17 protein-coding genes and 1 pseudogene are annotated in these 23,102 nt (G+C 70.2%); 11 read left to right on the top strand and 7 right to left on the bottom strand.

Translation table 11 applies throughout. The annotated features are described in order from the left end of the window. Positions 1–40 precede the first annotated feature (40 nt). From ABD259_RS17160 to ABD259_RS17135, 6 genes are all read left to right on the top strand, one after another. Positions 41–544, top strand: a complete 504-nt coding sequence (locus ABD259_RS17160; protein ID WP_344102439.1) for a beta-class carbonic anhydrase — start codon at positions 41–43, stop codon at positions 542–544. A gap of 68 nt (positions 545–612) precedes the next feature. Continuing rightward, positions 613–939, top strand: a complete 327-nt coding sequence (locus ABD259_RS17155; RefSeq protein WP_344102441.1) for a tetratricopeptide repeat protein — start codon at positions 613–615, stop codon at positions 937–939. A gap of 112 nt (positions 940–1,051) precedes the next feature. Next, positions 1,052–2,209 (top strand): L-cysteine desulfhydrase Cds1, encoded by a 1,158-nt coding sequence (gene cds1, locus ABD259_RS17150; RefSeq protein ID WP_344102443.1) that lies wholly within the window; start codon positions 1,052–1,054, stop codon positions 2,207–2,209. Positions 2,210–2,594: 385 nt separating this feature from the next. Next, the gene (locus ABD259_RS17145; protein WP_344102445.1) at positions 2,595–3,155 is read left to right on the top strand and encodes a (2Fe-2S)-binding protein; all 561 of its coding nucleotides are present in this window, start codon (positions 2,595–2,597) and stop codon (positions 3,153–3,155) included. Continuing rightward, a complete protein-coding gene (locus ABD259_RS17140; RefSeq protein WP_344163988.1) occupies positions 3,155–4,153 on the top strand; it encodes an FAD binding domain-containing protein in 999 nt (332 codons plus the stop codon). Before ABD259_RS17145 ends, ABD259_RS17140 begins: the two co-directional genes overlap by 1 nt. A 100-nt stretch (positions 4,154–4,253) precedes the next feature. Further along, complete coding sequence (locus ABD259_RS17135; RefSeq protein WP_344163882.1) at positions 4,254–6,500, top strand: xanthine dehydrogenase family protein molybdopterin-binding subunit; 2,247 nt, start codon at positions 4,254–4,256, stop codon at positions 6,498–6,500. 119 nt (positions 6,501–6,619) lie between these two features. Here ABD259_RS17135 and ABD259_RS17130 read toward each other — a convergent pair whose 3' ends face one another. Continuing rightward, positions 6,620–8,725: a DNA gyrase/topoisomerase IV subunit B gene (locus ABD259_RS17130; RefSeq protein ID WP_344102449.1), complete on the bottom strand. Its 2,106-nt coding sequence runs from the start codon at positions 8,723–8,725 to the stop codon at positions 6,620–6,622. Between the two features lie 473 nt (positions 8,726–9,198). On the opposite strand from ABD259_RS17130, the gene ABD259_RS17125 reads away from it, so the two are divergent. From ABD259_RS17125 to yaaA, 3 genes and pseudogenes are all read left to right on the top strand, one after another. Next, a complete protein-coding gene (locus ABD259_RS17125) occupies positions 9,199–9,429 on the top strand; it encodes a DUF7455 domain-containing protein (protein ID WP_026126264.1) in 231 nt (76 codons plus the stop codon). A gap of 262 nt (positions 9,430–9,691) precedes the next feature. Then, positions 9,692–9,895 (top strand): annotated as a pseudogene (locus ABD259_RS17120) (PIN domain-containing protein); the annotation flags it as partial. A gap of 11 nt (positions 9,896–9,906) precedes the next feature. After that, the gene (gene yaaA / locus ABD259_RS17115; RefSeq protein WP_344102454.1) at positions 9,907–10,704 is read left to right on the top strand and encodes a peroxide stress protein YaaA; all 798 of its coding nucleotides are present in this window, start codon (positions 9,907–9,909) and stop codon (positions 10,702–10,704) included. Positions 10,705–10,715: 11 nt separating this feature from the next. Here yaaA and ABD259_RS17110 read toward each other — a convergent pair whose 3' ends face one another. From ABD259_RS17110 to ABD259_RS17100, 3 genes are all read right to left on the bottom strand, one after another. Further along, entirely contained in the window at positions 10,716–11,738 is a 1,023-nt protein-coding gene (locus tag ABD259_RS17110; protein ID WP_344102456.1) for a hypothetical protein, read from the bottom strand. Positions 11,739–12,036: 298 nt separating this feature from the next. Further along, positions 12,037–13,668 carry an RNA polymerase sigma factor gene (locus ABD259_RS17105; RefSeq protein ID WP_344163985.1) on the bottom strand — a complete coding sequence of 544 codons (1,632 nt, stop codon included), beginning with the start codon at positions 13,666–13,668 and terminating at the stop codon, positions 12,037–12,039. A 375-nt stretch (positions 13,669–14,043) separates the two neighbouring features. Further along, positions 14,044–16,098: a SpoIIE family protein phosphatase gene (locus ABD259_RS17100; protein ID WP_344163982.1), complete on the bottom strand. Its 2,055-nt coding sequence runs from the start codon at positions 16,096–16,098 to the stop codon at positions 14,044–14,046. A gap of 516 nt (positions 16,099–16,614) precedes the next feature. Here ABD259_RS17100 and ABD259_RS17095 point away from each other — a divergent pair. Both ABD259_RS17095 and ABD259_RS17090 read left to right on the top strand, forming a co-directional pair. Next, positions 16,615–16,872, top strand: a complete 258-nt coding sequence (locus ABD259_RS17095; RefSeq protein ID WP_344102458.1) for a hypothetical protein — start codon at positions 16,615–16,617, stop codon at positions 16,870–16,872. A 199-nt stretch (positions 16,873–17,071) separates the two neighbouring features. Next, the gene (locus ABD259_RS17090; protein WP_344102677.1) at positions 17,072–18,673 is read left to right on the top strand and encodes a hypothetical protein; all 1,602 of its coding nucleotides are present in this window, start codon (positions 17,072–17,074) and stop codon (positions 18,671–18,673) included. Between the two features lie 121 nt (positions 18,674–18,794). Here ABD259_RS17090 and ABD259_RS17085 read toward each other — a convergent pair whose 3' ends face one another. From ABD259_RS17085 to ABD259_RS17075, 3 genes are all read right to left on the bottom strand, one after another. Next, entirely contained in the window at positions 18,795–19,583 is a 789-nt protein-coding gene (locus ABD259_RS17085) for a tyrosine-protein phosphatase (protein WP_344102461.1), read from the bottom strand. 55 nt (positions 19,584–19,638) lie between these two features. Next, positions 19,639–20,367: a nucleotidyltransferase family protein gene (locus ABD259_RS17080; protein WP_344102463.1), complete on the bottom strand. Its 729-nt coding sequence runs from the start codon at positions 20,365–20,367 to the stop codon at positions 19,639–19,641. Positions 20,368–20,441: 74 nt separating this feature from the next. Next, positions 20,442–22,901: an AAA family ATPase gene (locus ABD259_RS17075; protein ID WP_344102464.1), complete on the bottom strand. Its 2,460-nt coding sequence runs from the start codon at positions 22,899–22,901 to the stop codon at positions 20,442–20,444. Between the last annotated feature and the right edge of the window lie 201 nt (positions 22,902–23,102).

The following is a 23,102-nucleotide window of genomic DNA, read 5'->3' as shown; positions in this document are numbered from 1 at the left end:
ACCGGCCGATGACGTGCGGGGAGAGTGAATGGAGAACGGAATGAGTGGCGCTTTCGACGACGTACTTGAGGCCAATGCGGCCTATGTCGCCGAATTCCAGCTGAAGGGTCTCCAGCCCGTGGCCGCGCGCGGGCTCGCCCTGGTGACGTGCATGGACTCGCGTATCGAGCCGCTGGACATGCTCGGTCTGCGGCCGGGCGACGCCAAGATCCTGCGCAACGCCGGAGCCCGCGTCACCGACGACACCCTGCGCACGCTGGTCCTCGCCGTGTACCTGCTGGGGGTCGAGCGGGTCCTGGTCCTCCCGCACACCCGCTGCAAGATGGCCTCGGTCGCCAGCGATGAGGAAGTGCACGACACCATCCTGGCCACCCATGGCGTCGACACCCGCAGCCTGGAGTTCAAGACCGACAACGACCAGCTCGGGGCGCTCCGGCACGACCTGGAGCGGATCCGGCACCACCCGCTGCTGCCCAAGGGGCTGCCGGTGGCCGGAGCGATCTACGACGTGGACAGCGGGAAGGTCACGCCGGTCGACGCCTGACCCGGTGGCCCGGCGCGGGAATAGCACAACGCCGCGAGCTGTTGTGATGCCGGACGAAGGGGGTGCACGTGGAGGAGACGACCTACGAGACCTTCGCCCGCGGCCGCATGTACTTCGACCTCGGCGACCCGATCAGCGCTGCCCGGATATTGGCCCCACTCGCTGAGACACAACCGCACAGCCGCTCGATCCTGGAACTCCTGGGCCGGGCCTACTTCCACTCCGCCCAGCTGAAGAAGGCGGAGGAGACCTTCAGAAAGCTCGTCGAACTCGACCCGTGCGACAGCTGGGCGCACATCGCACTGGCACGTTCGCTGGAGCGGCAGAGCCGCGAGGACGAGGCGGCACCGCACCGGCGGATGCACTCCGTGATGTCCGGCGGGTCGCTCGACTGAGCCTCGGGCCCGCCGCTCCCGCGTTCCGTCCGCCGCGGATCGGGCCGGGCCCCACGCCGCGGGTCCGGCCTGACCTGCTCTGGCGCCCGGGAACCCGGGTAACATGCGGCGTATGACAGCCCCGGGAGACGAACACGGCCCGTCCTGGGTCGACCGCAGCTGCGCCCGCACCCGGTCCTGGGTGGACGAGGCCATGCGCAGGGTCATCGCCGACGCCAACCGCTCGGCCGACACCCATCTGCACGTCTTCCCACTTCCCCGGGAGTGGGGCATCGACCTGTACTTGAAGGACGAGTCGGTCCACCCCACCGGCAGCCTCAAGCACCGCCTGGCCCGATCGCTGTTCCTGTATGGGCTCGCCAACGGGTGGATCAGCGAGAACACCACGGTCGTCGAGGCCAGCTCGGGCTCCACCGCCGTCTCCGAGGCGTACTTCGCCCGGCTCATCGGTGTCGAGTTCGTTGCCGTCATGCCCCGGTCGACCAGCCCGGAGAAGATCGAGCTGATCGAGCGCTACGGCGGGCGCTGCCACTTCGTGGACGTCCCCGCCGAGATGTACACCGAGGCCGAGCGGCTGGCCGCCGAGTGCGGCGGCCACTACATGGACCAGTTCACCTACGCCGAACGGGCCACCGACTGGCGCGGCAACAACAACATCGCCCAGTCGGTCTTCGAGCAGCTCGCCATGGAACGCCACCCCGTCCCCGACTGGATCGTGGTGGGAGCGGGCACCGGCGGCACCTCCGCGACCATCGGCCGCTACCTCCGCTACCAGCGCCACCACACCCGGCTGGCCGTGGTCGACCCGGAGAACTCCGCGTTCTTTCCGGGCTGGGTCACCGGGGCGCCGGACTACAGCACCGGCATGCCCTCACGGATCGAGGGCATCGGGCGTCCCCGCATGGAACCGAGCTTCGTCCCCTCGGTCATCGACCTGATGGTGCCCGTACCCGACGCCGCGAGCATCGCGGCGATGCGCCACCTCAATAACGCCACCGGGCTGTGTGCCGGAGGGTCCACCGGCACCAACCTGTGGGGTGTCTGGCAGCTCATCGCGCGCATGCTGCGCGAAGGGCGGCACGGCAGCGTCGTCACGCTCCTGTGCGACGGCGGCGAGCGCTACCGGCACAGCTACTACGACGACGGCTGGGTGGCGGCCGCGGGACTGGACCCCACCCCCTACACCGCCACCATCGAACGCTTCCTCGCCACGGGAACGTGGGCGCCGCCCGAGAGCGCCGGCCTCGACGAAACACCCCAGCGCTGCTGAGCTTTTCACGCGCGATGCCGGTCGCCGCCCCGCCCCTCGGTTGACCTCGGGATGGCGGCCGGATTCTGGCCGCGGTGCGACGTCGGCAGGCGTGCCGCCACGGACACCCCCTCTCCCACTCGTGGTTGATTGACTACTCTCCGACGTCGCCTGCAGGCGCTGTCTACCACCGGCGCCGAGGCGCCCGTCAACGATCCATGGCGCGATCTTTACCGCTCCTGTGTGTCCCAGGTCACCCACCAAGGGAAAGGTAGGTGACGTTGGCCGCTATCGGAGAAAACGCCCCGACATAGGCCGACGGCGATCCGGACATCCATGGGCATAGGGGGATGCACATGTGCAGTGAATCGCGTTCGGCCGAGGAGCCGGAACGGGGGGCCGTGCGATGACCCACCAGGCGCGCGCGGCGCACGTACCCGGGCCGACCCGCCCGACAGAAACGGTGGCCGCTCCCGCGGAACGCGGCCCAGGCACCGTCGAGGTCACGCTGACCGTCAACGGGACCGACCACAGCCTGGACATCGAGCCCCGGGTCAGCCTGCTCGACGCCCTGCGCGAGCACCTCGACATCACCGGCCCCAAGCGGGGCTGCAACCAGGGCGCCTGCGGCGCCTGCACGGTCTGGATGGACGGCCGCCGGATCGTCTCCTGCCTGACCCTGGCCATCTCCTGCGAGGGCCACGAGATCACCACCGTCGAAGGCCTCGCCGACGGCGAGCAGCTGCACCCGATGCAGCAGGCGTTCATCGAGCACGACGCGTTCCAGTGCGGCTACTGCACACCCGGCCAGCTGATGTCCGCCGTCGCGCTGATCGACGAGGGCCACGCCGGTGACGATGCCGAGATCCGGGAATGGATGAGCGGCAACATCTGCCGGTGCGCCGCCTACCCCAACATCCGCGACGCCATCCGCGAGGTGCGCGACGCGGCGGAAGGGGGACCGTGATGCACCCCGTCGCCTACACCCGCGTCTCCGATGTCACCACCGCCATCGCCCAGGCCTCCGCCGACCCCGACAGCGAATTCCTGGCCGGCGGCACCACCGAGGTCGACATGCTCAGGATCGGCGTGGCCCGGCCGCGCCGCGTCGTGGACATCAACGACCTGCCGATCTCCCGGATCGAGGACCTGCCGGACGGCGGCGTCCGGCTCGGCGCCATGGCCCGCATGAGCGACGTCGCCCGCGCCCCCGCCGTACGCGAGCGCTTCCCGATGGTCGCCCAGGCCCTGGAACTCGGGGCATCGGCGCAGCTGCGCAACATGGCATCGATGGGCGGCAACCTGATGCAGCGCGTACGCTGCGGCTACTTCCGCGACGGGACCGCCCCGTGCAACAAGCGGGAGCCCGGCTCGGGGTGCGCCGCCATCGGCGGCATCAACCGCACCCACGCGGTGCTCGGCACCAGCGACCACTGCATCGCCACCCACCCGTCGGACGTGGCCGTCCCGCTGGTGGCGCTCGACGCCGTCGTGCACCTCCAGGGTCCGCAGGGGTCGCGCACCGTCGACTTCGACGACTTCTTCCTGCTGCCCGGCGACACACCCGAGCGGGAGCACCCCATCGGCCACGGCGAACTGATCACCGCGATCGATATTCCGGCCACCCCGATGGCCCGCAGGTCGACCTATCTGAAGGTGCGCGACCGCGAGTCCTACGAGTTCGCCCTGGCCGCCGCGGCGGTGGCGATGCGGACGGACGGCGGCGTCATCGGCGAGGTGCGCGTCGGCCTCGGCGGCGTGGCCACCAAGCCCTGGCGCGCCCGGCGTGCCGAGGAGATCCTGACCGGGGCCCGCGCCGACGACCGCGACGCGTTCGAGCGGGCAGCGCGCGAGGAGATGGCCCCGGCCGTCCCGCGAAGTATGAACGGGTTCAAGATCGAGCTGGCCCAGCGCACCCTGGTGCGGGCGCTGGAGACCGCCGCGGTTATGGGGGAGGCGGCGTGAGGGCGACCGAGCAGGCGAAGGCGCCGGTGCCGACCGGCCGCAGGCCCCAACGCTCGGGCGGCGAAGCGGGCGAGGAGCCTGCGAGCGAAGGAGGTAGGGCATGAGTGCCCCGACGAGAACGGAAATCGGACGTCCGCTCGACCGGCTCGACGGGCGCGCCAAGGTCACCGGAGGCGCCCGGTACTCCGCGGAGTTCACCCCGCCCGGGACGGCGCACGCCGTCCTCATCGGCGCGGAGATTCCCAGCGGGAGCGTCACGTCCATCGACGCGAGCGACGCGCTGGCGGCCGAGGGCGTCTTCGCCGTCCTCAGCCACCTCAACATGCCCAAGATCGCCGCGGAGCCGCACCTGATCCCGTCGATCGCGGGCACCACGGCCCACGCCCAAAGCTTCTTTCCGATGCAGGACGCAACGGTGCACTACGCGGGACAGCCCGTGGCGATGGTCATCGCCAACACGCTCGAACGCGCCCAGCACGCCGCCACCCTGGTCCGGATCGGCTACCGGGAGGAGCGGGCGATCACCACCATCGAGGAGGGGCGCGCCCAGGCCTATGAGGCCGAGCGGATCTTCGGGGGGTTCATCCCCGGCCGGGCCGAACGCGGCGATGTCGCGGCCGGGCTGGACCAGGCCGAGGCGCGGATCGACCGCACCTGCCATCTGGCCGCCAATCACCATAACCCCATCGAGCCGTCGGCGACGACGGCCGTGTGGGACGACGCGCGGCTGACCCTGTACGACGCCACCCAGGGCCCCACGGCCACACGGCTGACGGTGGCCGAGCTGCTCGGCGTGCCGCCGTCCAACGTCCGCGTCATCAGCGACTACGTCGGCGGCAGCTTCGGGTCCAAGGCGATGATCTGGCACCACCCCGCGCTGGCCGCGTTCGCCGCCCAGCACGTGCGGGCGCCGGTGAAGCTCGCGCTGACGCGGGAGCAGATGTTCCACTCGTGCGGGCACCGCGAGGAGCAGGAGCACCGGGTCGTCCTGGGGGCGCGGCGCGACGGCACACTCACGGCGATGCGCCACCACAAGCTCTCGCCGACCTCGCACTTCGACGACTGGGCGGAGCCGTCCCTGAACGCCGCCTCGCAGATCTACGCCTGCCCCAACTACGAGGGCGTCTACCGGCTGTTCAAGGCCAACACCATGACGCCGACGTTCATGCGCGGGCCGGGCGAGGCGTCGGGGGTCTTCGGGATGGAGACCGCGATGGACGAGCTCGCCTACGAGCTCGACATCGACCCGATGGAGCTGCGGCTGCGCAACCACGCCGATGTCGACCCGGAGTCCGGCAACCCGTGGTCCAGCAAGGGGCTCAAGGAGTGCTACGCGCGCGGCGCCGAACTCTTCGGCTGGGCCGACCGCGATCCGCGGCCCGGCACCCGCCGCGAGGGCAACTGGCTGATCGGCACGGGGATGGCCAGCGCCATCTACCCGGTCTACCTGGCCATGAACCCGCAGCGGGCCCGCGCCCGGGTCTACGCCGACGGGCACGCCGTGATCGAGAGCGGCGCCGCGGACTTCGGCACCGGTGTCGGGACCATCATGGGGCAGGTGGCGGCCGACGCCCTCGGCGTCTCCACCGACGTGGTCGCGGTGCACTACGGCGACACCGAACTGCCCAACACCGTGGCGGCGGTCGGGTCCGCGGGCTCCGGCGCGGTCAGCGCGGCGGTGCATACGGCCGCCACCGCCCTGCGCGACCAGCTCATCGCGCAGGCCGTGGCGGACGCGCGCTCGCCTCTGCACGGCGTCGACCCGGCCTCCGTTGTCGTGCGCGACGGGCGGATGATGCTGCGCGACCAGCCCGACACCGGCGAGACCTACGCCGAGCTGCTGCAGCGCAACATGATGTTCGACGCGGACGCGCTGGGGGCGTGGAACCCGCCCGGTCCCGACACCGGGCACGGCATGGCCACCTTCGGCGCCCAGTTCGCCAAGGTGGCGGTCGACCCGGACCTGGGCCTCGTGCGGGTCCGCCACCTGACGGGCGTGTTCGCTCCGGGACGGGTGCTCAACCGCAAGACCGCGCGCAGCCAGCTGATGGGCGGCATGCTGTGGGGGGTGGGCCAGGCGCTCCTCGAAGCCACGCACATGGAGCCGCAGTACGGCCGCTGGGGCAACGCGAGCATGGGCGACTACCTGCTCCCGGTCAACGCTGATGCCCCGGACGTCGACATCGAGATGATCGAGGTCGAGGACCGGGTGGTCAACCCGCTCGGCGTCAAGGGGGTCGGCGAGATCGGGCTGGTGGGCGTCTCGGCCGCCATCGCCAACGCCGTCTTCCACGCCACCGGTCAGCGCTTCCACGACCTGCCGATCACCATCGAGAACGTGATCTAGCCACCAGAACGGCGCCCGCTGTGTGCCCAGCCCGGCTCGGGGCACACGGCGGGCGCTATTGGCTGCGAGAGCGGGCCCCGGCGTCCGGAGACACCGGGGCCGGCCCCACGCTGGGCCGGTCAGGTGTCGATGCGGTTGAGGTCGAGCTCCTGGGCGCCCTTGCTGATGAACTCGCGGCGCGGGGCGACCTCGTTGCCCATGAGCAGCCCGAAGACCTTGGCGGCGTCCTCCGCGTCCTCCACCCGGATGCGGCGCAGCGTGCGGAACCGCGGGTCCATGGTGGTCTCGGCCAGCTGGTCGGCGTCCATCTCACCCAGGCCCTTGTACCGCTGAACCGGCTCCTTCCAGTTCAGGCCCTTCTTCTCCAGCTCCAGCAGCGTCCGCTGCAGTTCGCCGTCGGAGTAGGTGTAGATGTAGCGGTCCTCGGGCTTGGCACCGCGCTTCTTGCGCACGTTGGTCAGCTCGATCCGGTGCAGCGGGGGCACCGCCGCGAACACCCGTCCGGCCTCCAGCATCGGCCGCATGTACCGGTAGAAGAGGGTCAGCAGCAGGCAGCGGATGTGCGCCCCGTCGACGTCGGCGTCGGCCATGAGGATGACGCGCCCGTAGCGGGCCGCGTCGATGTCGAAGGTGCGCCCCGAACCGGCACCGATGACCTGCAGGATCGCCGCACACTCGGCGTTCTTGAGCATGTCGGCCACCGACGACTTCTGCACGTTGAGGATTTTGCCGCGAATGGGCAGCAGCGCCTGGAACTCCGAGTCGCGGGCGAGCTTCGCGGTCCCCAGGGCGGAGTCGCCCTCGACGATGAACAGCTCGCTGCGGTCGAGCCCCTCGCTGCGGCAGTCGACCAGCTTGGCCGGGAGCGCCGAGCTCTCCAGGGCGTTCTTGCGGCGCTGGGTCTCCCGCTGCTGTCGGGCGGCCAAGCGGGCCTTGGCGGCGTTGGCGACCTTCTCCAGCACGGCGCGGGCCTGCTGCTTCTCGCCGCGCTTGGTGGAGGTGAGGAAGTGCCGCAGCTCCTTGCCGACTACCGACGAGACGATGCGCGAGGCGGCGGAGGTGCCCAGGATCTCCTTGGTCTGCCCCTCGAACTGCGGCTCGGGCAGTCGCACCGTGACCACGGCGGTCAGGCCTTCGAGCACGTCCTCCTTGGTGACCGCCTCGTCGTTGGCCTTGAGCAGCTTGGTGCTCCGCAGCTGGTCGTTGACGACCCGCACCAGCGCCCGCTCGAAGCCGGTCATGTGGGTGCCGCCCTTGGGGGTGGCGATGACGTTCACGAACGAGCGCGTGGTGGTGTCGTAGCCGCGCCCCCAGCGCATCGCGACGTCGACCTCCAGCTTCCGCTCGACGTCGGTGGGGACCATGTGGCCCAGGTCGTCGAGGACCGGCACGGTCTCGCTGAAGTGGCCGGAGCCCTCGAAGCGCAGGACGTCGTTGATGCCCTCGTCGGGGGCGAGGTAGGCGCAGAACTCGCCGATGCCGCCGTCGAAGCGGAACTCCTCCTCGTACGGCGGCTCCTCCTCGGAGCGCTCGTCGCGCACCGCGATGGTGAGGCCGGGGATGAGGAAGGCGGTCTGCCGGGCGCGGTCCAGCAGCGACTCGCGCGTGATGTCGGCTTCCTTGAGGAAGATCTGCCGGTCGGCCCAGAAGCGGATGCGGGTGCCGGTGACCTTCTTGGCCACTCGGCGCACCTCCTCCAGGCCGGGGGCCGGGGTGAAGTCCGCGTCGGGGCCGGGGGCGCTGAAGCGGCCGGCGATGCCGCGCCGGAAACTGATGGCGTGGGTGTGGCCCTCGCGGTCGATCTCCACGTCCAGGCGGGCCGAGAGCGCGTTGACCACCGAGGCACCCACACCGTGGAGGCCACCGGACGCGGTGTAGGAGCCGCTGCCGAACTTGCCGCCCGCGTGCAGCTTCGTCATCACCAGTTCGACGCCGGACAGTCCCGATTTGGGCTCGATATCGACCGGAATACCGCGGCCGTCGTCCCGCACCTCGACCGATCCGTCGCGGTGCAGGACGACGTCGATGCGGGTGCAGAACCCGGCGAGGGCCTCGTCGACGGAGTTGTCGATGATCTCCCACATGCAGTGCGTCAGACCGCGACTGTCCGTCGAGCCGATGTACATGCCGGGGCGTTTGCGGACCGCCTCCAGCCCCTCCAAGACCGAAAGATGCCGTGCGGAGTAATCCTCAGGTTCATGAACGGCTGCGGTGAGGGCGGTCACGTGGACATCTCCTGCGGTCGAAGGACAGGGGCACGCGCACAGGCTCGTGGCCTCGGGAGTGTGCGCACACACGGGCGGACGAGGGCGGGCGGTAGTAGGCCCAGCTTGGTTCATGGGTGTGACAGGACCGGGCACCCCCTGGCCACTCCCGCGATCCCGGGGCGAAACCACCGAGAGTGACGGCGCGTGCGGCTCACCACCCGCCCGACAGCAGTGAGGCGCGCCGGTTCTCTCACGGTCACACCACGCGCGACATTACCATCTCCGGCCCGTGCGGCCCGGCTGCTCCCCTTCCGCCCGATAGCTAGGCGTGTCGTCGGGTACAAGACAAGGAAGAGAACCCGCAAACCGGGTGAAGCAGGCCACAAAACCGGCCGATTCCGCTGTCGGCGTACACAGGAGCTGGTTGGGAAGCTCTTCGTCCGGTTAGATGTTGTCCAGAGTGACTAACGCCGAGCATTGAGGAAGGCGAAGTGACTGGAACTCTTGCCCCCACGCAGCCCCTGACCGCTGCAGACCGCTGCGACCGCTGCGGAGCGCAGGCGTACGTCCGAGTGGTTCTCAACTCCGGTGGCGAACTACTGTTCTGCGCGCACCACATGCGCAAGCACGACGATTCGATCAGAAAGATCGCCTCGGAAATCCAGGACGAGACGAGTCGCCTCCATGAGGCACCGGCCACTCCGGCCGAGGACGAGCGTTAAGTCATCTGACGACAGGCGTCCAGCGGGGGCCTCCACCACGGAGGCCGCCGCTGATGTCGTGTCACCGGCATGGCGGGCCCTCCTCCGATCCCGCTCCGCTTGACACTCTGGGCATGGCGTCCGCGTTCCTTCGCCGTCTCCCCCACACCGAGAGACACACACGTATATCCTGACTCTCAGCTCGTATATGCGCGGCTCTGTCTCGACGCCACGGAGGCGGGATGACGAAGGTCCTGATCGATGACCCGCGCCGTTCGACGAGCGCCATAATGCCCGCGCATGGCACGTTCAGGCCCTCCTACCCAGCACGGCGAGCACCGCAGCGCGGGGGGCTGCCGATCTACTCGTGGCCGCATGTGCCGAGGTCGCGGGGTTGGCGCTGCTGCACTACGATCGGGACTTCGAAGCGATCGCCCGCCGTACCGGCCAACCCACCCGATGGGTCGCCGAACCCGGTTCCCTGTGAGAGAAAAGCGCATGCTGATCCTGCTGCCCCCGTCCGAAGGCAAGGCGACGGCGGGGGATGGTCCCAAGTTGGACCTGTCCGCGTTGAGTCTCGCCGAGGTGACCGAGGCGCGTGAGACGGTGCTGGATGCGCTGGAGCGGGTGTGTTCGGGGCCGGTGGACGCGGCGCGCGAGGTGTTGGGGCTCTCGGAGCGGCAGGTCGACGCCGTCCAGCGTGACTTGGAGGTGCGGATCGCGCCGACACTGCGCGCCGCCGACCTCTACACCGGTGTCCTCTACGACCACCTGCGCCTGCCCGACCTGCTGGCCAGCGGCGCCGCAGCACGCACACAGGCATCGGTGCTGATCTTCTCCGGGCTGTGGGGTGCGGTCGGGGTGACCGACCCGCTGCCACCCTACCGGCTCTCGATGGGGGTCAAGCTGCCGCCGCTGGGCGCGCTCGGGACGTTCTGGAAGTCGCGGCTGAGCGGCGTGCTCGCCGCCCGTGCCGAGGGCCGGCTGATCGTGGACTGCCGTTCGGCGGCCTACGCCACCGCGTTCGTTCCCACGGGTGAGACCGCCGAGCGCGCGGTCTCCGTGCGGGTGCTGCGGGAGACCACGAACGGGGGCGTGACCAAGCGCTCCGTCGTCAGTCACATGGCCAAGGCCACCCGGGGAGCGATCGCGCACACGCTGCTCGCCAAGGGCGTGGACGCACACACGCCCCGGGAGCTTGCCGATGCCCTCAACGACCTCGGGCACGTCGCCGAGCTCGCCCCGCCCGCGCGCGGGAAGCGCCCGGCCACGCTCGACATCGTCGTTCGCGCGTGAGCTGACCCGGCTCAGGCCAGCTTCAGGTCGATCAGCGCTATGGCGAACTCGTGGCGGGACGAGATCCGGTAGCCCCACGGGTTGGCGACCACATGGTTGCCAACCTGCTGGAGGTGCCAGCGCGCCGCGTCCTGCTCCTGGGCCTCGTAGAAGCACCAGCCGAAGTAGTGGTGGGCGTCAAGGTGATGCGAGGTCGGGCCGGGCGTCGCAGTGATCCACTTGGCGGCGGCCGACCGCAGCTCCGCGATCACCGCGTCCGACCAGTGTTCGAGCTGAAACTTGGCATACGCCCAGGTCTTCCCCTCGTCCCCCACGAGGTCCTCGAAGACAGACCGGACGTACTCGAAGTGGGCCGCCGGGAGCAGGTAGGTGACCGGGTGTCCCGGAGGTGCCAGGGCGACGGTTTCGCGCGCGAAGGCGTACATCTCCTCGTGGGATCCGTGCCACTTCTCGCACAGCACCTGCAATCGGCGCCAGTTGGATTCGACCAGGAAGCGGGAGCGCTGGGCGACGTTGGCCCAGATCTGGTCCTGCTGCTCGCGGTCGAGCGACATGCCCATGCCGTAGGCGAGCATCTGGTGCCAGGGCACAGGGTCGTCAGGGCGGAGCTTCGCCGCCTCCAGGAGAGGTTCCTCGGCGGCACCGAGGCTGGCGAAGAAGAGCTTGAACCGGTCCTCACCCACGCTGGGGGCGTATCCGCCGCCGCGGATCTTCCAGGCCTCGCTGATCAGCGTGGAGCCGAGCCAGAGCAGGATGTCAGAGGCGTCCGCACCCGACATCCCGTCCTCCAGGAGGTCGAAGACCTCCCCACTGCGTCCGACCGCGGCGCTGGCAAGAGCGTCCACCCGCTCCACCCGCAGGTCGTAATCGTCGCGGCACTCCCGCAACAGCGCCAGCCCCGCCTGGAGGTACCCGTCCCGCACCGCGTGCACGCCCGCGCTCAGCGCAGGGTCCACCCACAGGCGTGTGGTGACGAGGCCCTCGGCTAGCGCTTCGATCTTCGCGTCCTTCTTACGGCTGCCGAACAGTCTCATGATTCTGCGACATTAGCGGCATACCAGACACGGTGCCGCCGCCGGACGCGGATCACCGGTAACGAAGCGGTCTCGGTCTTTTATCTCACTCCTACATGGCATCCGACATGATCGTGCATGTCGGATGAAGGATGTACGGAGCGGCTCCCCGGCACAGCGTCCCACTCGGGCATCGCCACACCCGAGGTGGAGGGCCCGCCGGGCCAGGCCGCACACGGACCGGGCCGACCTTCCAAGGTCGCGGGAAGGTCGGCCCGGGATACACCGTGCGTGTGTGTGCCGGACGGATTCGGCTAGGTCAGTCCAGGTAGTCGCGGAGCACCTGGGAGCGCGACGGGTGCCGAAGTTTCGACATCGTCTTGCTCTCTATCTGCCGAATCCGCTCACGGGTCACGCCGTAGACCTTGCCGATCTCGTCCAGCGTCTTGGGCTGGCCGTCGGTAAGGCCGAACCGCATGGAGACCACACCGGCCTCGCGCTCGGACAGGGTGTCGAGCACGGAGTGCAGCTGCTCCTGCAGCAGGGTGAAGCTGACCGCCTCACCCGGCTGGATGGCCTCGGAGTCCTCGATGAGGTCACCGAACTCGCTGTCACCGTCCTCGCCCAGCGGCGTGTGCAGGGAGATGGGCTCGCGGCCGTACTTCTGGACCTCGACGACCTTCTCCGGGGTCATGTCGAGTTCCTTGGCCAGCTCCTCCGGGGTGGGTTCCCGGCCGAGATCCTGGAGCATCTGCCGTTGGACGCGCGCGAGCTTGTTGATGACCTCGACCATGTGCACCGGTATACGGATGGTGCGGGCCTGGTCGGCCATCGCCCGGGTGATGGCCTGCCGGATCCACCAGGTGGCGTAGGTGGAGAACTTGAAGCCCTTGGTGTAGTCGAACTTCTCGACCGCGCGGATCAGGCCCAGGTTGCCCTCCTGGATCAGGTCCAGGAAGAGCATGCCGCGCCCGGTGTAGCGCTTGGCCAGCGAGACCACGAGCCGCAGGTTCGCCTCAAGCAGGTGCTTCTTGGCGCGCCCGCCGTCCTCGGCGATCCACTCCAGTTCGTCGAGGAGCTCGGGGCTGAGCGTGTGCCGCTCCTCCGCCAGCTTCTCCTCGGCGAACAGGCCGGCCTCGATGCGCTTGGCGAGCTCGACCTCCTGCTCGGCGTTGAGCAGCGCGACGTTACCTATCTGCTTCAGGTAGTCCTTGACCGGGTCGGCGGTGGCGCCCGCGGCGACGACCTGGGCCGCGGGGGCGTCGTCGTCATCGTCGTAGAGGACGAAGGCTTCGTCCTCGTTGGTGGTGGACACCGCCTTCTCCGGAGTGCCGGCGCCCTCGGGGCGGGCGGGGCGCCCGACGGGCTCGGGCTTCTCCGGCCGGTCTTCGACGAGCTCCAGCTCGACGCCGGTGTCCTCAAGGTCGTCGGCGATTTCGAGGTCGAGGTCCTGATCGTCGGTCGCGGCGAGACCGATCTCGTCCTCGGGCTTCTTCTTCTCGCTCGCCTTGGTCTTCTTCGCGGCGGCGGGCTTGGCCGCGGACTTGGCGGCGCTCTTCTTGGTCGCCTTCTTGGCGGGCGCCCCCTCGGCCTCCCCAGCGTCCGCGCGCTTCTTCGCAGCGGGTGTCGCGGACGCGGCACCGGAGTCGACAACCGCGGTCACGGTGTCGGGCTGCTCCTGCGCCGCCGCGGCGCGCTTGGCCCTGGTCGTCGCGGTGGTGGCCTTCTTGGCGGCAGGCTTGGCTGCTGCGGGCGCCTTGCGCCGCGTGGACTTCCGCCGCGCGGGTGCCGACTCCTCAGCCCCGACCACGAGGGTGACACCCTCCTTGGTCAGGCTGCGGAGCACGGCTTGAGCCTGCGACATCGGGATGTCGGCCTCCTCGAAGGCACGGCGTACGTCCTCGGGCTCAAGGTACCCCTGGGACCGCCCACGCTCGATCAGCTGCTGGATGACGGGCTCTTGCAGCGACTCCGGCTGCTTAGAGCGGGTCGAACTGGCAGGTGACACAAACACCTCTCGAACGGACGTGTGGCGAGATTGCTGGACCCGGCGGCCCGATGAGCCACGAGGGAGAGCGGCGCCCTGACCTCGCTGTTGCCCGGGAACATCCCCGCCTGGACGGGGAAGACTTATTTTCTTCAGCGTATGCGCCCTGTCTAGCGTATGGGCACATCCGCCCAGTAGGATTTTTCTCCGCTACCGTTGCGGATCGAACCCCACCGTCGGGTCCTCGAACCCACCCCCCGCGCGAGCGGGGTTAATGGTTCCTCCACCTTAGGCAAAGTGTCGGACTTCTTCGTACGGTCTGCTTACTCCGGCGTGGCCTCAGGCCACCGGAAGATGGACGGCGAGCAGTGTGACGTCGTCGTCCTGCTCATACCCTGCGAGCATGCCTTCAACAAGGTACTCCAGCATGTGCTGCGGTTCCCCCACCACCTCCGGCGGCGCCTGCGACGCTACGGCGACTAGATCTTCGATCCCGGTGGCGACGGCCCGCCTCCGGTTCTCAACAAGTCCATCGGAGTAGAGCACCACGGTGTTACCGGGTTCCACGAAAAATTTGTGGTGCCCCCGCTCCGAGACCAACCCGAGCGGTGTGTCGGGATCTCCTTCGAGCAGCCGCGGAGCCCCCTGGGTGGAGACCACCAGAGGCGGCGGGTGGCCCGCGTTGCTCAGGTCGATCTGCCCCGTCTCGGGGTCGAGGACGAAGTAGACCAGCGTGGTGACCTGGTCTAACCCCTCAGTGGCGTCGAACATGCGGTCGAGGCCGGTGAGCACGTCGGCCGGCTCGGGCATGCTGAACGCGAGCGCACGCAGCGCGTTGCGCACCCGGCTCATCCCGGTGGCCGCCTTGAGCCCCTTGCCCATGACGTCTCCGAGGACACCGGCCACGCGGCCGTCGGGCAGGGGAAAAGCGTCGTACCAGTCGCCGCCCACCTGCACGTGCTGGGTGCCGGAGCTGTACGACGCCCGCATCCGGATGCCTTTGACCTCGGGGAGGTCCTCGGGAAGCAGGCTCTGCTGCAGCGCCTCGGCGGTGCGGTGCTCGCGCTCGAACAGCTGCGCGCGCTCCAACGCCAGGGCGCACTGGCCGGCGAGCGCTTCGAGGAAGACCTTCTCCTCGTCGGAGACGTCGCGGCGGCTGGTGAAGGCGAAACGCAGCGCGCCCATGGGCAGCCCGGCGCTGAGCAGGGGCAGGGCGATCCACGACTGCTCGTCGGTGTGCTCCAGGAAGTCGATGATCTCGGGCGCGTCGTCGAGGAGGGCGCACAGTTCCAGCGGGCTGCGCACGATGAGGGGGCCGCGCTCGCGCACGGCTGCCGCCATCGTGCAGGGGTAGTCCAGACCGACGTCGCGCGGCTGGCCACCGGGGATGTCGCGCAGGTCGTGGACGGTGGAGCCCAGCAGCCGCAGCCGGAGGCGGTCGCGGTCGAGCTCGGCCAGGGTGGTGCGGTCGGCGCCCACGGCCGAGCGCCCGATCTCGGTCATGACCTCGACGACCTGGTCGACCGTCAGCGCCTCGGCCAGGTCGGAGGTGGCCTTCTGCAGCCGCACCGTGCGCAACGCGGCCTCGCCCAGCTGCTGGGTGAGGCGCTGACGCATGTCGTCGGCCTCGCGCTGGACGGTGACGTCGGTGTTGGCGCCGACCCACTCGACGACCTCGCCGCCGCGGGTGATCGGCACCGCCCGGGAGCGATAGTGCCGGGTCTCGCCGGACTGGATGCGGATCCGGAAGGTGGCGTCGAAGATCATCCGGTCGGCGATGGCGTCGTCCCAGGCGCGTTCGACGCGCTCCCGGTCGTCGGGGTGGACGGCGTCGAGCCATCCGCGGCCCAGGTAGCGCTCGACCGGCTGGCCGGTGATGGCGCGCCACTCCGGGCAGTCCTCACTGATCTTCCCGTCGGGGGTCGCTGCCCAGACCACCTGGTTGGTGGCGGCGAGCAGGGACCGGTAGCGCTCCTCGCTTCGTCGCAACGCCACCTCCGCTTTGTGCCTGTCGCTCAGGTCGACCGCGATCAGCGCCACCCCGTCGATCACCCCATCCTCGCCGTAGGCCGGGAACCAGGACATCGCCCAGTGCGGCTGGTTGCCGTAAGCATCCAGGACACCGCCGTCCATGTGGTGATCGCTGTAGACCACGGTCTCTCCGGCCAGCGCCGCCGTGATCGCGGATTCGTGGGCCGCGACGTCGTCGGGGGACGCACACACCTCCGCCGGGGTGCGCCCGTGAAGTTCGGTTTCGCCGTGTCCGTAAATTGCGGCCAGGGTCCGATTCACCCGACGGAAGCGCGCCGAGGTGTCGAGAAACGCGAATCCGATGGGTGCTTCCTTGAGCAAAGTGTCGAGCAGTGCCGAATCGGAGGAGCCGAGTCCGGACATGCGTGGGAGAGGGAGGGATGTCTCGGTGCTCAACAATGACACCTCCGGGGTCCGGGTCACCCCCACGGGCGTGGGGCTCGCTCATGCGAGCGCCAAGAGCTTAACGAATTCGGGGGAGGGCGAAGACGGGAGGACGGCCGGTACCACCCCGGCTCCGGCCGCCTCGCGACGACGCGTGCTGACGCAACACCATCTCCGCCCCAGCATAGGCCACTGCCCTTCGCTGGTCCGATGCTCCGGCGGAAAGCCAACGTCCTTCACAGAAGGTAAATGATACGCCGCTTCACTCACGTTCGCCGCCCCGGGTGGGGTTTCGGTCAGCCTATTCTCGGCGAAACGCGAGCTTGAGCTGGAGGAACATGGATATTTACACAGCGGCCCGGATTTCCTGCTAGGTCCGAAAAAGGTATACACCAATTAAAGGACACCCTGAGAGGGGTTGACACGCTTCCGCGAACAAGTGAAATGGATGGAGGTCGCCGTCCAGACCACCGCCAGCGAGGGGCGTGAGCAAGGATGCTCCAGACCTATCCTGTCCGTGACCTGCAGCAGGTCGCGGCCCGACTGCACGACGAGTTCAGCGTGCTGTCCCACCGATGTGTCGAACGCTGCGTCAGCGACACCTGGAAATGCGCGGAGCACCTCGGCTACCAGGTCACACCGGGCCTGGTGGAGGGACTCGCCAGGGAACACCTGCAAGCCGTGATCAACTCCGAGCCGCCGTCCCGACTGGCCGTCGCCCTGCCCGCACAGCCACACGAAGGCCTGGTGTAGGGCGAACAGCCGGCACTGACGCGCGGTGACCGTTCGACTTCCGGGCGCCCCACCAGGGCGCCCCACCTCGTGCGGTCCGACCCGCGGGCCGATTCGCACTGGCCTGGACGGTGGGTGCCATAGGCTTTATCGGGTGTCCGAACCTCGCCTCTCCCCACAGCCGGACCCCGAGCCCGCGCCGAAGGCCATTTTCGCCGAAATGCTGCGGGCGGCGCGCGCCCTTCTCGCGATGCGGCACCCGCTGGACGCCGAAATCGGCGTCAGCGAGATGCTGGGCTCCTGGTGGGGACTGACCATTCCCGGCACTCCCGGCCTCGATGTCGAGCGCCGACTCGGCGAGGGCCTCGTCGCCCACGCCCGATCCTCCGGAACAGCGGCGGGACTCGCCCTGCTGAGCGGGGTCGCGGTGCTGGGGACGTCACGCCGTCAGCGCGTCCTCGCCAAGAAGGGGATCGTCGAGCTGGGACGCCAGAACATCGCACGGCCGCCGTGGGCCAGCGCACTGGGCGAGGCGCGCCCCGTGGCCGCCTACGTGTCGGGCACCCGGTTCGGCGACACCGACGACCTCATCTGCACGTTCCGCTACGACACCGACCCGGGCCCGGCGGACGAGGCCGCGCACGCCCTGATCGCGGTCATCGATCACAACAGTGGCGGCGTGCTCCGCGACGTATGGGTGACGACCAAGGTCGAGCGGCTCCTTGAGCACTGCCGCGCCGAGCAGGCGGATAACCCCATGGCGACCTTCGAACCGCTCGACCTCGGACACGCCCGCGCGCTGCTGGAGAACACGGTGGCCAAGACGGACCAGCGGCTGGCCGACAGCGCGGCCGCGCACGCCGACCCCGCCGCGGCCACCGGAGCCACCGGGCCCTCGGGCGGGTCCCTGGCAGCGCACCACGCTCTCCTCCGCGCGCGGTTGCGGGTCCTTCCCCAGCCGGGCGACGACGTCCTGGCCGAACCGGTGTGGCGCCACGACCGCCGGGCGATGCTCGCCGCCCGGTTCCTGGCCTCCGACGAGGCCGCCGAGCTCTCCGACTCCTACGCGGCCAGCAGATGCGTGGACCACATCATCGACTACGGCTGCGACCGCGACGCCGGACGCCCGCTGCGCGTCAGCCCGCGCAAGGTGGAGGCGTTCCTGCTGACGTGGCTGCCGCGCCGGGTGGTCCTCCTGCCCTCCGAGCAGGAGGCGATGCCGCACGTGCTGGCGGCGTGGATCCGCTGGGCCGGGCCCCGGTCGGGCCTGCCCGAGGTCGCGGTCGGCGCCACCCTCGACGCGCTGTGGGAGTCGACCGCGTCCTTCACCACCGCCTACCGCGACCCCACCGCGTCCTTCGGGCTGAACCGGAAGGCGATCGCACGTCTGCTCCCCGACCGCGACCTGTCGGCACTCCCCCGCCGCATGTTCGCCTTCCCGCTCCTGGCCAGCGACCTGCTGGAGGAGTCGGCGGGCGACTTCGACCCCGCGACCCCGGCCGGGCGCCGGGCGCTGCTGCGGCTGGACCACTTCGGGGAATACGACACCCCAGCGGGCCACCGCGGCAAGCACGAGACGCGCGCCGACGACTGGGACACGTCTGACCACGCGAACGAGCACGCCGCCTCCGAGGAGGAGATCGCGGCCCACGAGCACCTGGCCGCGCGCCTCTGGAACGGCGAGCCGCCCGCCCTGTGGGCGGCGGCCCAGCGCCTGCTCGACCGCGGCCTCGGCCGACCCGCCGTGCTGCGGATCCTGCTCGACGCCCTACAGCAGGCGGAGGACGACGACGCCCTGACCGCGGCGCTGGACAACCTGTAGCGGTCAGCGGCCGCCGCCTCGCCCGCGGTCCGGTGGTCGACCGCGGTCAGCTGTGATCGCGGGTCGCAGGGACCGCTGACACCGCGCCTGGCCGCGGGTGGCTACGGGTGTGGTCCCGGGGTCAGCGGGGGTCGAGGAGGCGGGCGCGCAGGGCGTCGATGGTCTCGGGGGCGATCTTGAGGCCGTCAGCGACATACCCCTCGAACGAGCCGTAGACGCGGTCGGCCTCGTCGAACGCGGACTGGAGGTACTCCTCGCGGACCTCCACCAGCGGTCGGAGCAGGTCCCGGTCGACGCCGTGGCGCTCGGCCGACCCGTACACCCACTCCCGCGCCTGGGACAGGCGGGGGTTGCTGGCGAGGTAGTCGGCGATGATCGCCTCGCGCGGCACGTCGAGCAGGGCCAGCAGCAGGGCGGCACCCCAGCCGGTGCGGTCCTTGCCCGCACTGCAGTGGAACACCAGCGGAGAGGGTCCGGTGGCCGCCAGGCGGATCAGCTCCCGGTAGCCGGCCAGAGCGTCGTCCCAGCTCACGAGCATTCTGTTGACCTCGCGCACGAACCGCTCGCCGCCGCCGTCGGACAGCAGCGCGATGGAGCGCTCAGGGTCGGTCAGTATCGCGGCGAGGTCGGCGCCGGTGCTGTGGTCACCCTGGACGTCGAGGGCCACGTACTCCGCACCGTCGGGGACGCGGTCGGCCGCGGCCTCGCGCTCGAAGGAGCTGCGCAGGTCGACCTGGAGGCGCAGGCCCAGATGGTTGCCGAGGGCGTGGAGCTCGTCGTCGGTGAGGTTGGACAGGGAGTCGGAGCGGTAGACCACGCCGCGGCGGACCGTTGACCCGTCGCGTGTCGTGTGTCCGCCGAGGTCGCGGAAGTTGGGGGCGGTGGCCGGGAAATGGGCGTCGTTCGTCACGAAAGCGACGATACCGACTGGCGGCGGCTTCCCCCGCACGCGGGAGCAGGGCAGGTCACGAGGTGGATGTCTCCCCCCGCAGCGCCGCGATCTGGTCTCCCGCCTCCTTGACGTCCTTGACCGTGTCGACGCCGCGCCAGAAACCGTCGATGCGGTACCCGAACAGCCGCCCCTCCTTGGCCAGCTCCGGGAAGGTGCTGGACTCGTGGTCACCCTTGACCGGCAGCATCGGGACGACGGCGCGTTCGAAGAGGTAGACACCCGCGTTGATCCAGAACGGCAGCTGCGGGCTCTGCGTGAAGCCCTCGATCACGCCGTCATCGGCGACGTCGACGATGCCCCAGCTGGTCCGGAACCGCGCGAGGCCCAGGGTGACCAGCCCGCCCTTCTCCCGGTGGTAGGCGGTGAACTCGTCCAGCGGGAACCAGGTGAGGATGTCGCCGTTGAGGGCGAAGAAGGGGTCATCGGAAGCGCGCAGACCGCCCGCCGCGTAGCGCAGGCCACCGCCGCGGCCCAGCGGTTCGTCCTCGACCACCAGGGTGGTCTCGGGCCCGCTGGTACGCGCGGCCAGGTGGCCGCGCAACACCTCCGCCTTGTATCCGCAGGACACGACGGCGTGCTCGACGCCGTGTCCGGCCAGCCAGTCGAGCTGGTGGTCGATAATCGGCCGCCCGGCGATCTCGACCATGGCCTTGGGACGGGTGTCGGTGTAGGGCCGCAGCCGGGTGGCCTGGCCTCCGGCCAGGATGATCGCCTGGGTGACAGGGGAGGTACGTCCACTCATGGAGCGGAGCGTAGCAGTCACCCGCCCGGGGCGGCGGTTCCGCTCCGGGCCCCGAGCCCGCCTCCGGCGGCGGATCAGCCCTGGGTGAGCTCCGAGTACGCCTGGCGCAGGTCCGCGCTGGTGATGCGGGTCAGCTCGGCGGCGGTCGCGGCGTCGCCCACTTCCTCGGCCACCCGCAGGTCGCGGTAGGAGCACGACTTCTCGAACAGGGATCGGGCGAAGCGCCCGTTGCCCAGCTCGTCGATCCAGCCTCCGTCGCACACGTAGCCGAAGATGCGCCGCAGGTCCTCGCGCGCCGCGGGATCGAACGCATCACCGGTGCGGGCGGCCAGGACGTCGGCGATCTCGCCCAGCTCGTCGGCGGTGTAGCTGGGGAAGGCCACCCGTACACCGAAGCGTGACGACAGCCCGGCGTTACTGGCCAGGAAGTGGTCCATTTCGTCGGGGTATCCGGCCAGCACGATGACCAGCCGGTCCCGGTCGTCCTCGGCCCGCTTGAGCAGCGTCTGGATGGCCTCGGCGCCGAACGCGTCGCCGCCGCTGTAGCCGGGGTTGGCCAGGGCGTAGGCCTCGTCGATGAACAGCACGCCGCCCAGTGCCCGGTCGATGAGCCGGTTGGTCTTGATCGCGGTGGCGCCCAGGTGCTCACCCACCAGGTCGGAGCGTTGCGCCTCGACGACCTCGGCCCGCCCGAGCAGACCCAGCGCGGCGAACACGCGGCCGAGGACGCGCGCCACCGAGGTCTTTCCGGTGCCGGGCGGTCCGGAGAACACGAAGTGCCGCATCGGCGCCTGGGTACGCAAGCCCTGCTCCTCACGGAGCTTGGCCACCTGCAGCTGGGCGACGATCGAGCGAACCTGCCCCTTGACCGGTTCCAGCCCGATCATGCCGTCGAGTTCGGCCAGAGCCCCGGCGATGTCCGGCGTGTCGCCGAAACCGGGCAGGCGCGCGGTGAGTTCCTCGAAGGCGGTAATGATGTCGTCGGCGCGCACGGTGACCAGGTCGTCGGGGACCGGCCGATGCTCGTGCGCGCCGGACGTCACCACGCGCACGTCCCGGGCCTCGGCCGCCTTCTCCACCAGCGAGCGCACGAAGCGTCCGTTGCCCAGGTCGTCGATGGCCCCCCGCTGCGCCACTTGATCGAACCGCCGGCGCAGGGCCGGGCGGGCCTCGTCCTCGATGCGGTCGCCGCGCTGCTCGAACAGGTGCTCGGAGATCTGCCGCAGCTCCTCGGCGGTGTAGCTGGGGAACGTGACGCGGGTGGCGAACCGCGAGGCCAGGCCGGGGTTAGAGGCGAGGAAGCGGTCCATCTCGGCCTCGTATCCGGCAAGGATCACGACAAGCCGGTCCCGGTCGTCCTCGGCACGCTTGAGCAGGGTCTGCACGGCCTCGTTGCCGAACCGGTCCGGTTGCCCGTCTCCATCGTTGACCAGCGAGTACGCCTCGTCGATGAACAGCACACCGCCCAGGGCGCGGTCCACCAGCTCGTTGGTCTTGATCGCGGTCGCGCCGAGGTACTCGCCGACCAGGTCGGCCCGCTGCGCCTCGATCACGTGCGGTGTGGGGAGCAGGCCGAAGGAGTGGAAGATCGTCGCCAGGGTACGGGCCACGCTGGTCTTACCGGTCCCCGGCGGCCCCGAGAACACCAGGTGGCGCAGGGGCTTGTCGACCGAGTACCCGGCGTCGGCGCGCAGCCGCGCCGCCTCGATGGACGCCGCGATAGCGCGCACCTGCTGCTTGACCGGGTCGAGGCCGATCATGTTCTCCAGTCGGGCCAGGGCCTCGTCGACGGGAATGGGGTCCGGCACGTCGCCGCTCTGGGCGCAGCTCGCGCCGCTGGCGGAGCCCGCGATGGCGCGGCGGCGGGTGGCCGCGGAGCCGCCCGCCCCGTTGGCCGGGCGGGGGTGGGGGCTCGGTCCCGGCCGGGTGCCCGGGTCCGCGTCCGGGGCTCCGTCACGGGGCCGCATTCCGCTGCGCAGCCGGTACCCGGCGAAGGCCCGCCAGCCGAGCGCAGCGCCGGCTGCCGCCGCACACACGACGACGCCCGCGGCGGGCGCGACGGTGTCGGTGAGCAGTCCGGCGAGTGCGACAGCCAGACCCGCGATCAGCCCGACCAGCAGCGCCAGCAGGGTGGTGTGCCAGGTGGGAAAAGCGGTGATGCGGGTGGCCAGGAGGGCCACCAGCAGCGTGATGAGCGGGAGGAGCAGCAGAATCGGGGAGTCGGCGACCGGGATCGGGATCTGGAACAGGACGTAGGCGAGGACCAGCCAGACGAGGGAGACCAGGGCCGTGGCGACGGCGTCGGAGGAACGCATCAGGGCTGCGAAGAGGCAGAGCGCCGCGACGGCGATGGTGATCGCCATGAGCACCGGGAAGGCGGCCAGGTAGGCGAGCACGGCGGCGGCCGTGATCACCGCCAGTGCCCCGAACAGTCGGGTGCGCAGCGGCGCGGCGTGGTAGGCGGTGCGCAGCCGGGCGAGCGGCGTCTTCTCGTCGGGTCTGTGGGTGATGCGGGTTCGGTCCTCGCGCGCCATCACCTGCTCCTCCCCCTTGCGTCCCGACGTGGGCGTCGCCGCGCCCGCGCGGCACCGGCGGCCGCTCACCTTTTCTACAGCCCCGGGACCATGGCTCGACAAGCCCCGTGACGGCACCCATCTTCGCGGCAGTGGCGCGGATTTCTCCGGCACCATCGCGGCGGCGCGTCGGCGTGTCGCACGCGCGGGTTTTTCGGCCCG

This window comes from Nocardiopsis rhodophaea, assembly GCF_039530945.1.
Taxonomy (GTDB): Bacteria; Actinomycetota; Actinomycetes; order Streptosporangiales; family Streptosporangiaceae; genus Nocardiopsis_C; species Nocardiopsis_C rhodophaea.
The sequence above is the reverse complement of the archived record's forward strand: the minus strand, read 5'-3'. Positions and strand labels throughout refer to the sequence as shown.

Bases quoted from the DNA above. Each gene is read 5' to 3' on its own strand.
- ABD259_RS17160 (WP_344102439.1), top strand. From the start codon at position 41: ATGAGTGGCGCTTTCGACGACGTACTTGAGGCCAATGCGGCCTATGTC.
- cds1 (WP_344102443.1), top strand. From the start codon at position 1,052: ATGACAGCCCCGGGAGACGAACACGGCCCGTCCTGGGTCGACCGCAGC.
- ABD259_RS17145 (WP_344102445.1), top strand. From the start codon at position 2,595: ATGACCCACCAGGCGCGCGCGGCGCACGTACCCGGGCCGACCCGCCCG.
- ABD259_RS17140 (WP_344163988.1), top strand. From the start codon at position 3,155: ATGCACCCCGTCGCCTACACCCGCGTCTCCGATGTCACCACCGCCATC.
- ABD259_RS17135 (WP_344163882.1), top strand. From the start codon at position 4,254: ATGAGTGCCCCGACGAGAACGGAAATCGGACGTCCGCTCGACCGGCTC.
- yaaA (WP_344102454.1), top strand. From the start codon at position 9,907: ATGCTGATCCTGCTGCCCCCGTCCGAAGGCAAGGCGACGGCGGGGGAT.
- ABD259_RS17110 (WP_344102456.1), bottom strand. From the start codon at position 11,738: ATGAGACTGTTCGGCAGCCGTAAGAAGGACGCGAAGATCGAAGCGCTA.
- ABD259_RS17100 (WP_344163982.1), bottom strand. From the start codon at position 16,098: ATGTCCGGACTCGGCTCCTCCGATTCGGCACTGCTCGACACTTTGCTC.
- ABD259_RS17095 (WP_344102458.1), top strand. From the start codon at position 16,615: ATGCTCCAGACCTATCCTGTCCGTGACCTGCAGCAGGTCGCGGCCCGA.
- ABD259_RS17090 (WP_344102677.1), top strand. From the start codon at position 17,072: ATGCTGCGGGCGGCGCGCGCCCTTCTCGCGATGCGGCACCCGCTGGAC.
- ABD259_RS17080 (WP_344102463.1), bottom strand. From the start codon at position 20,367: ATGAGTGGACGTACCTCCCCTGTCACCCAGGCGATCATCCTGGCCGGA.
- ABD259_RS17075 (WP_344102464.1), bottom strand. From the start codon at position 22,901: ATGGCGCGCGAGGACCGAACCCGCATCACCCACAGACCCGACGAGAAG.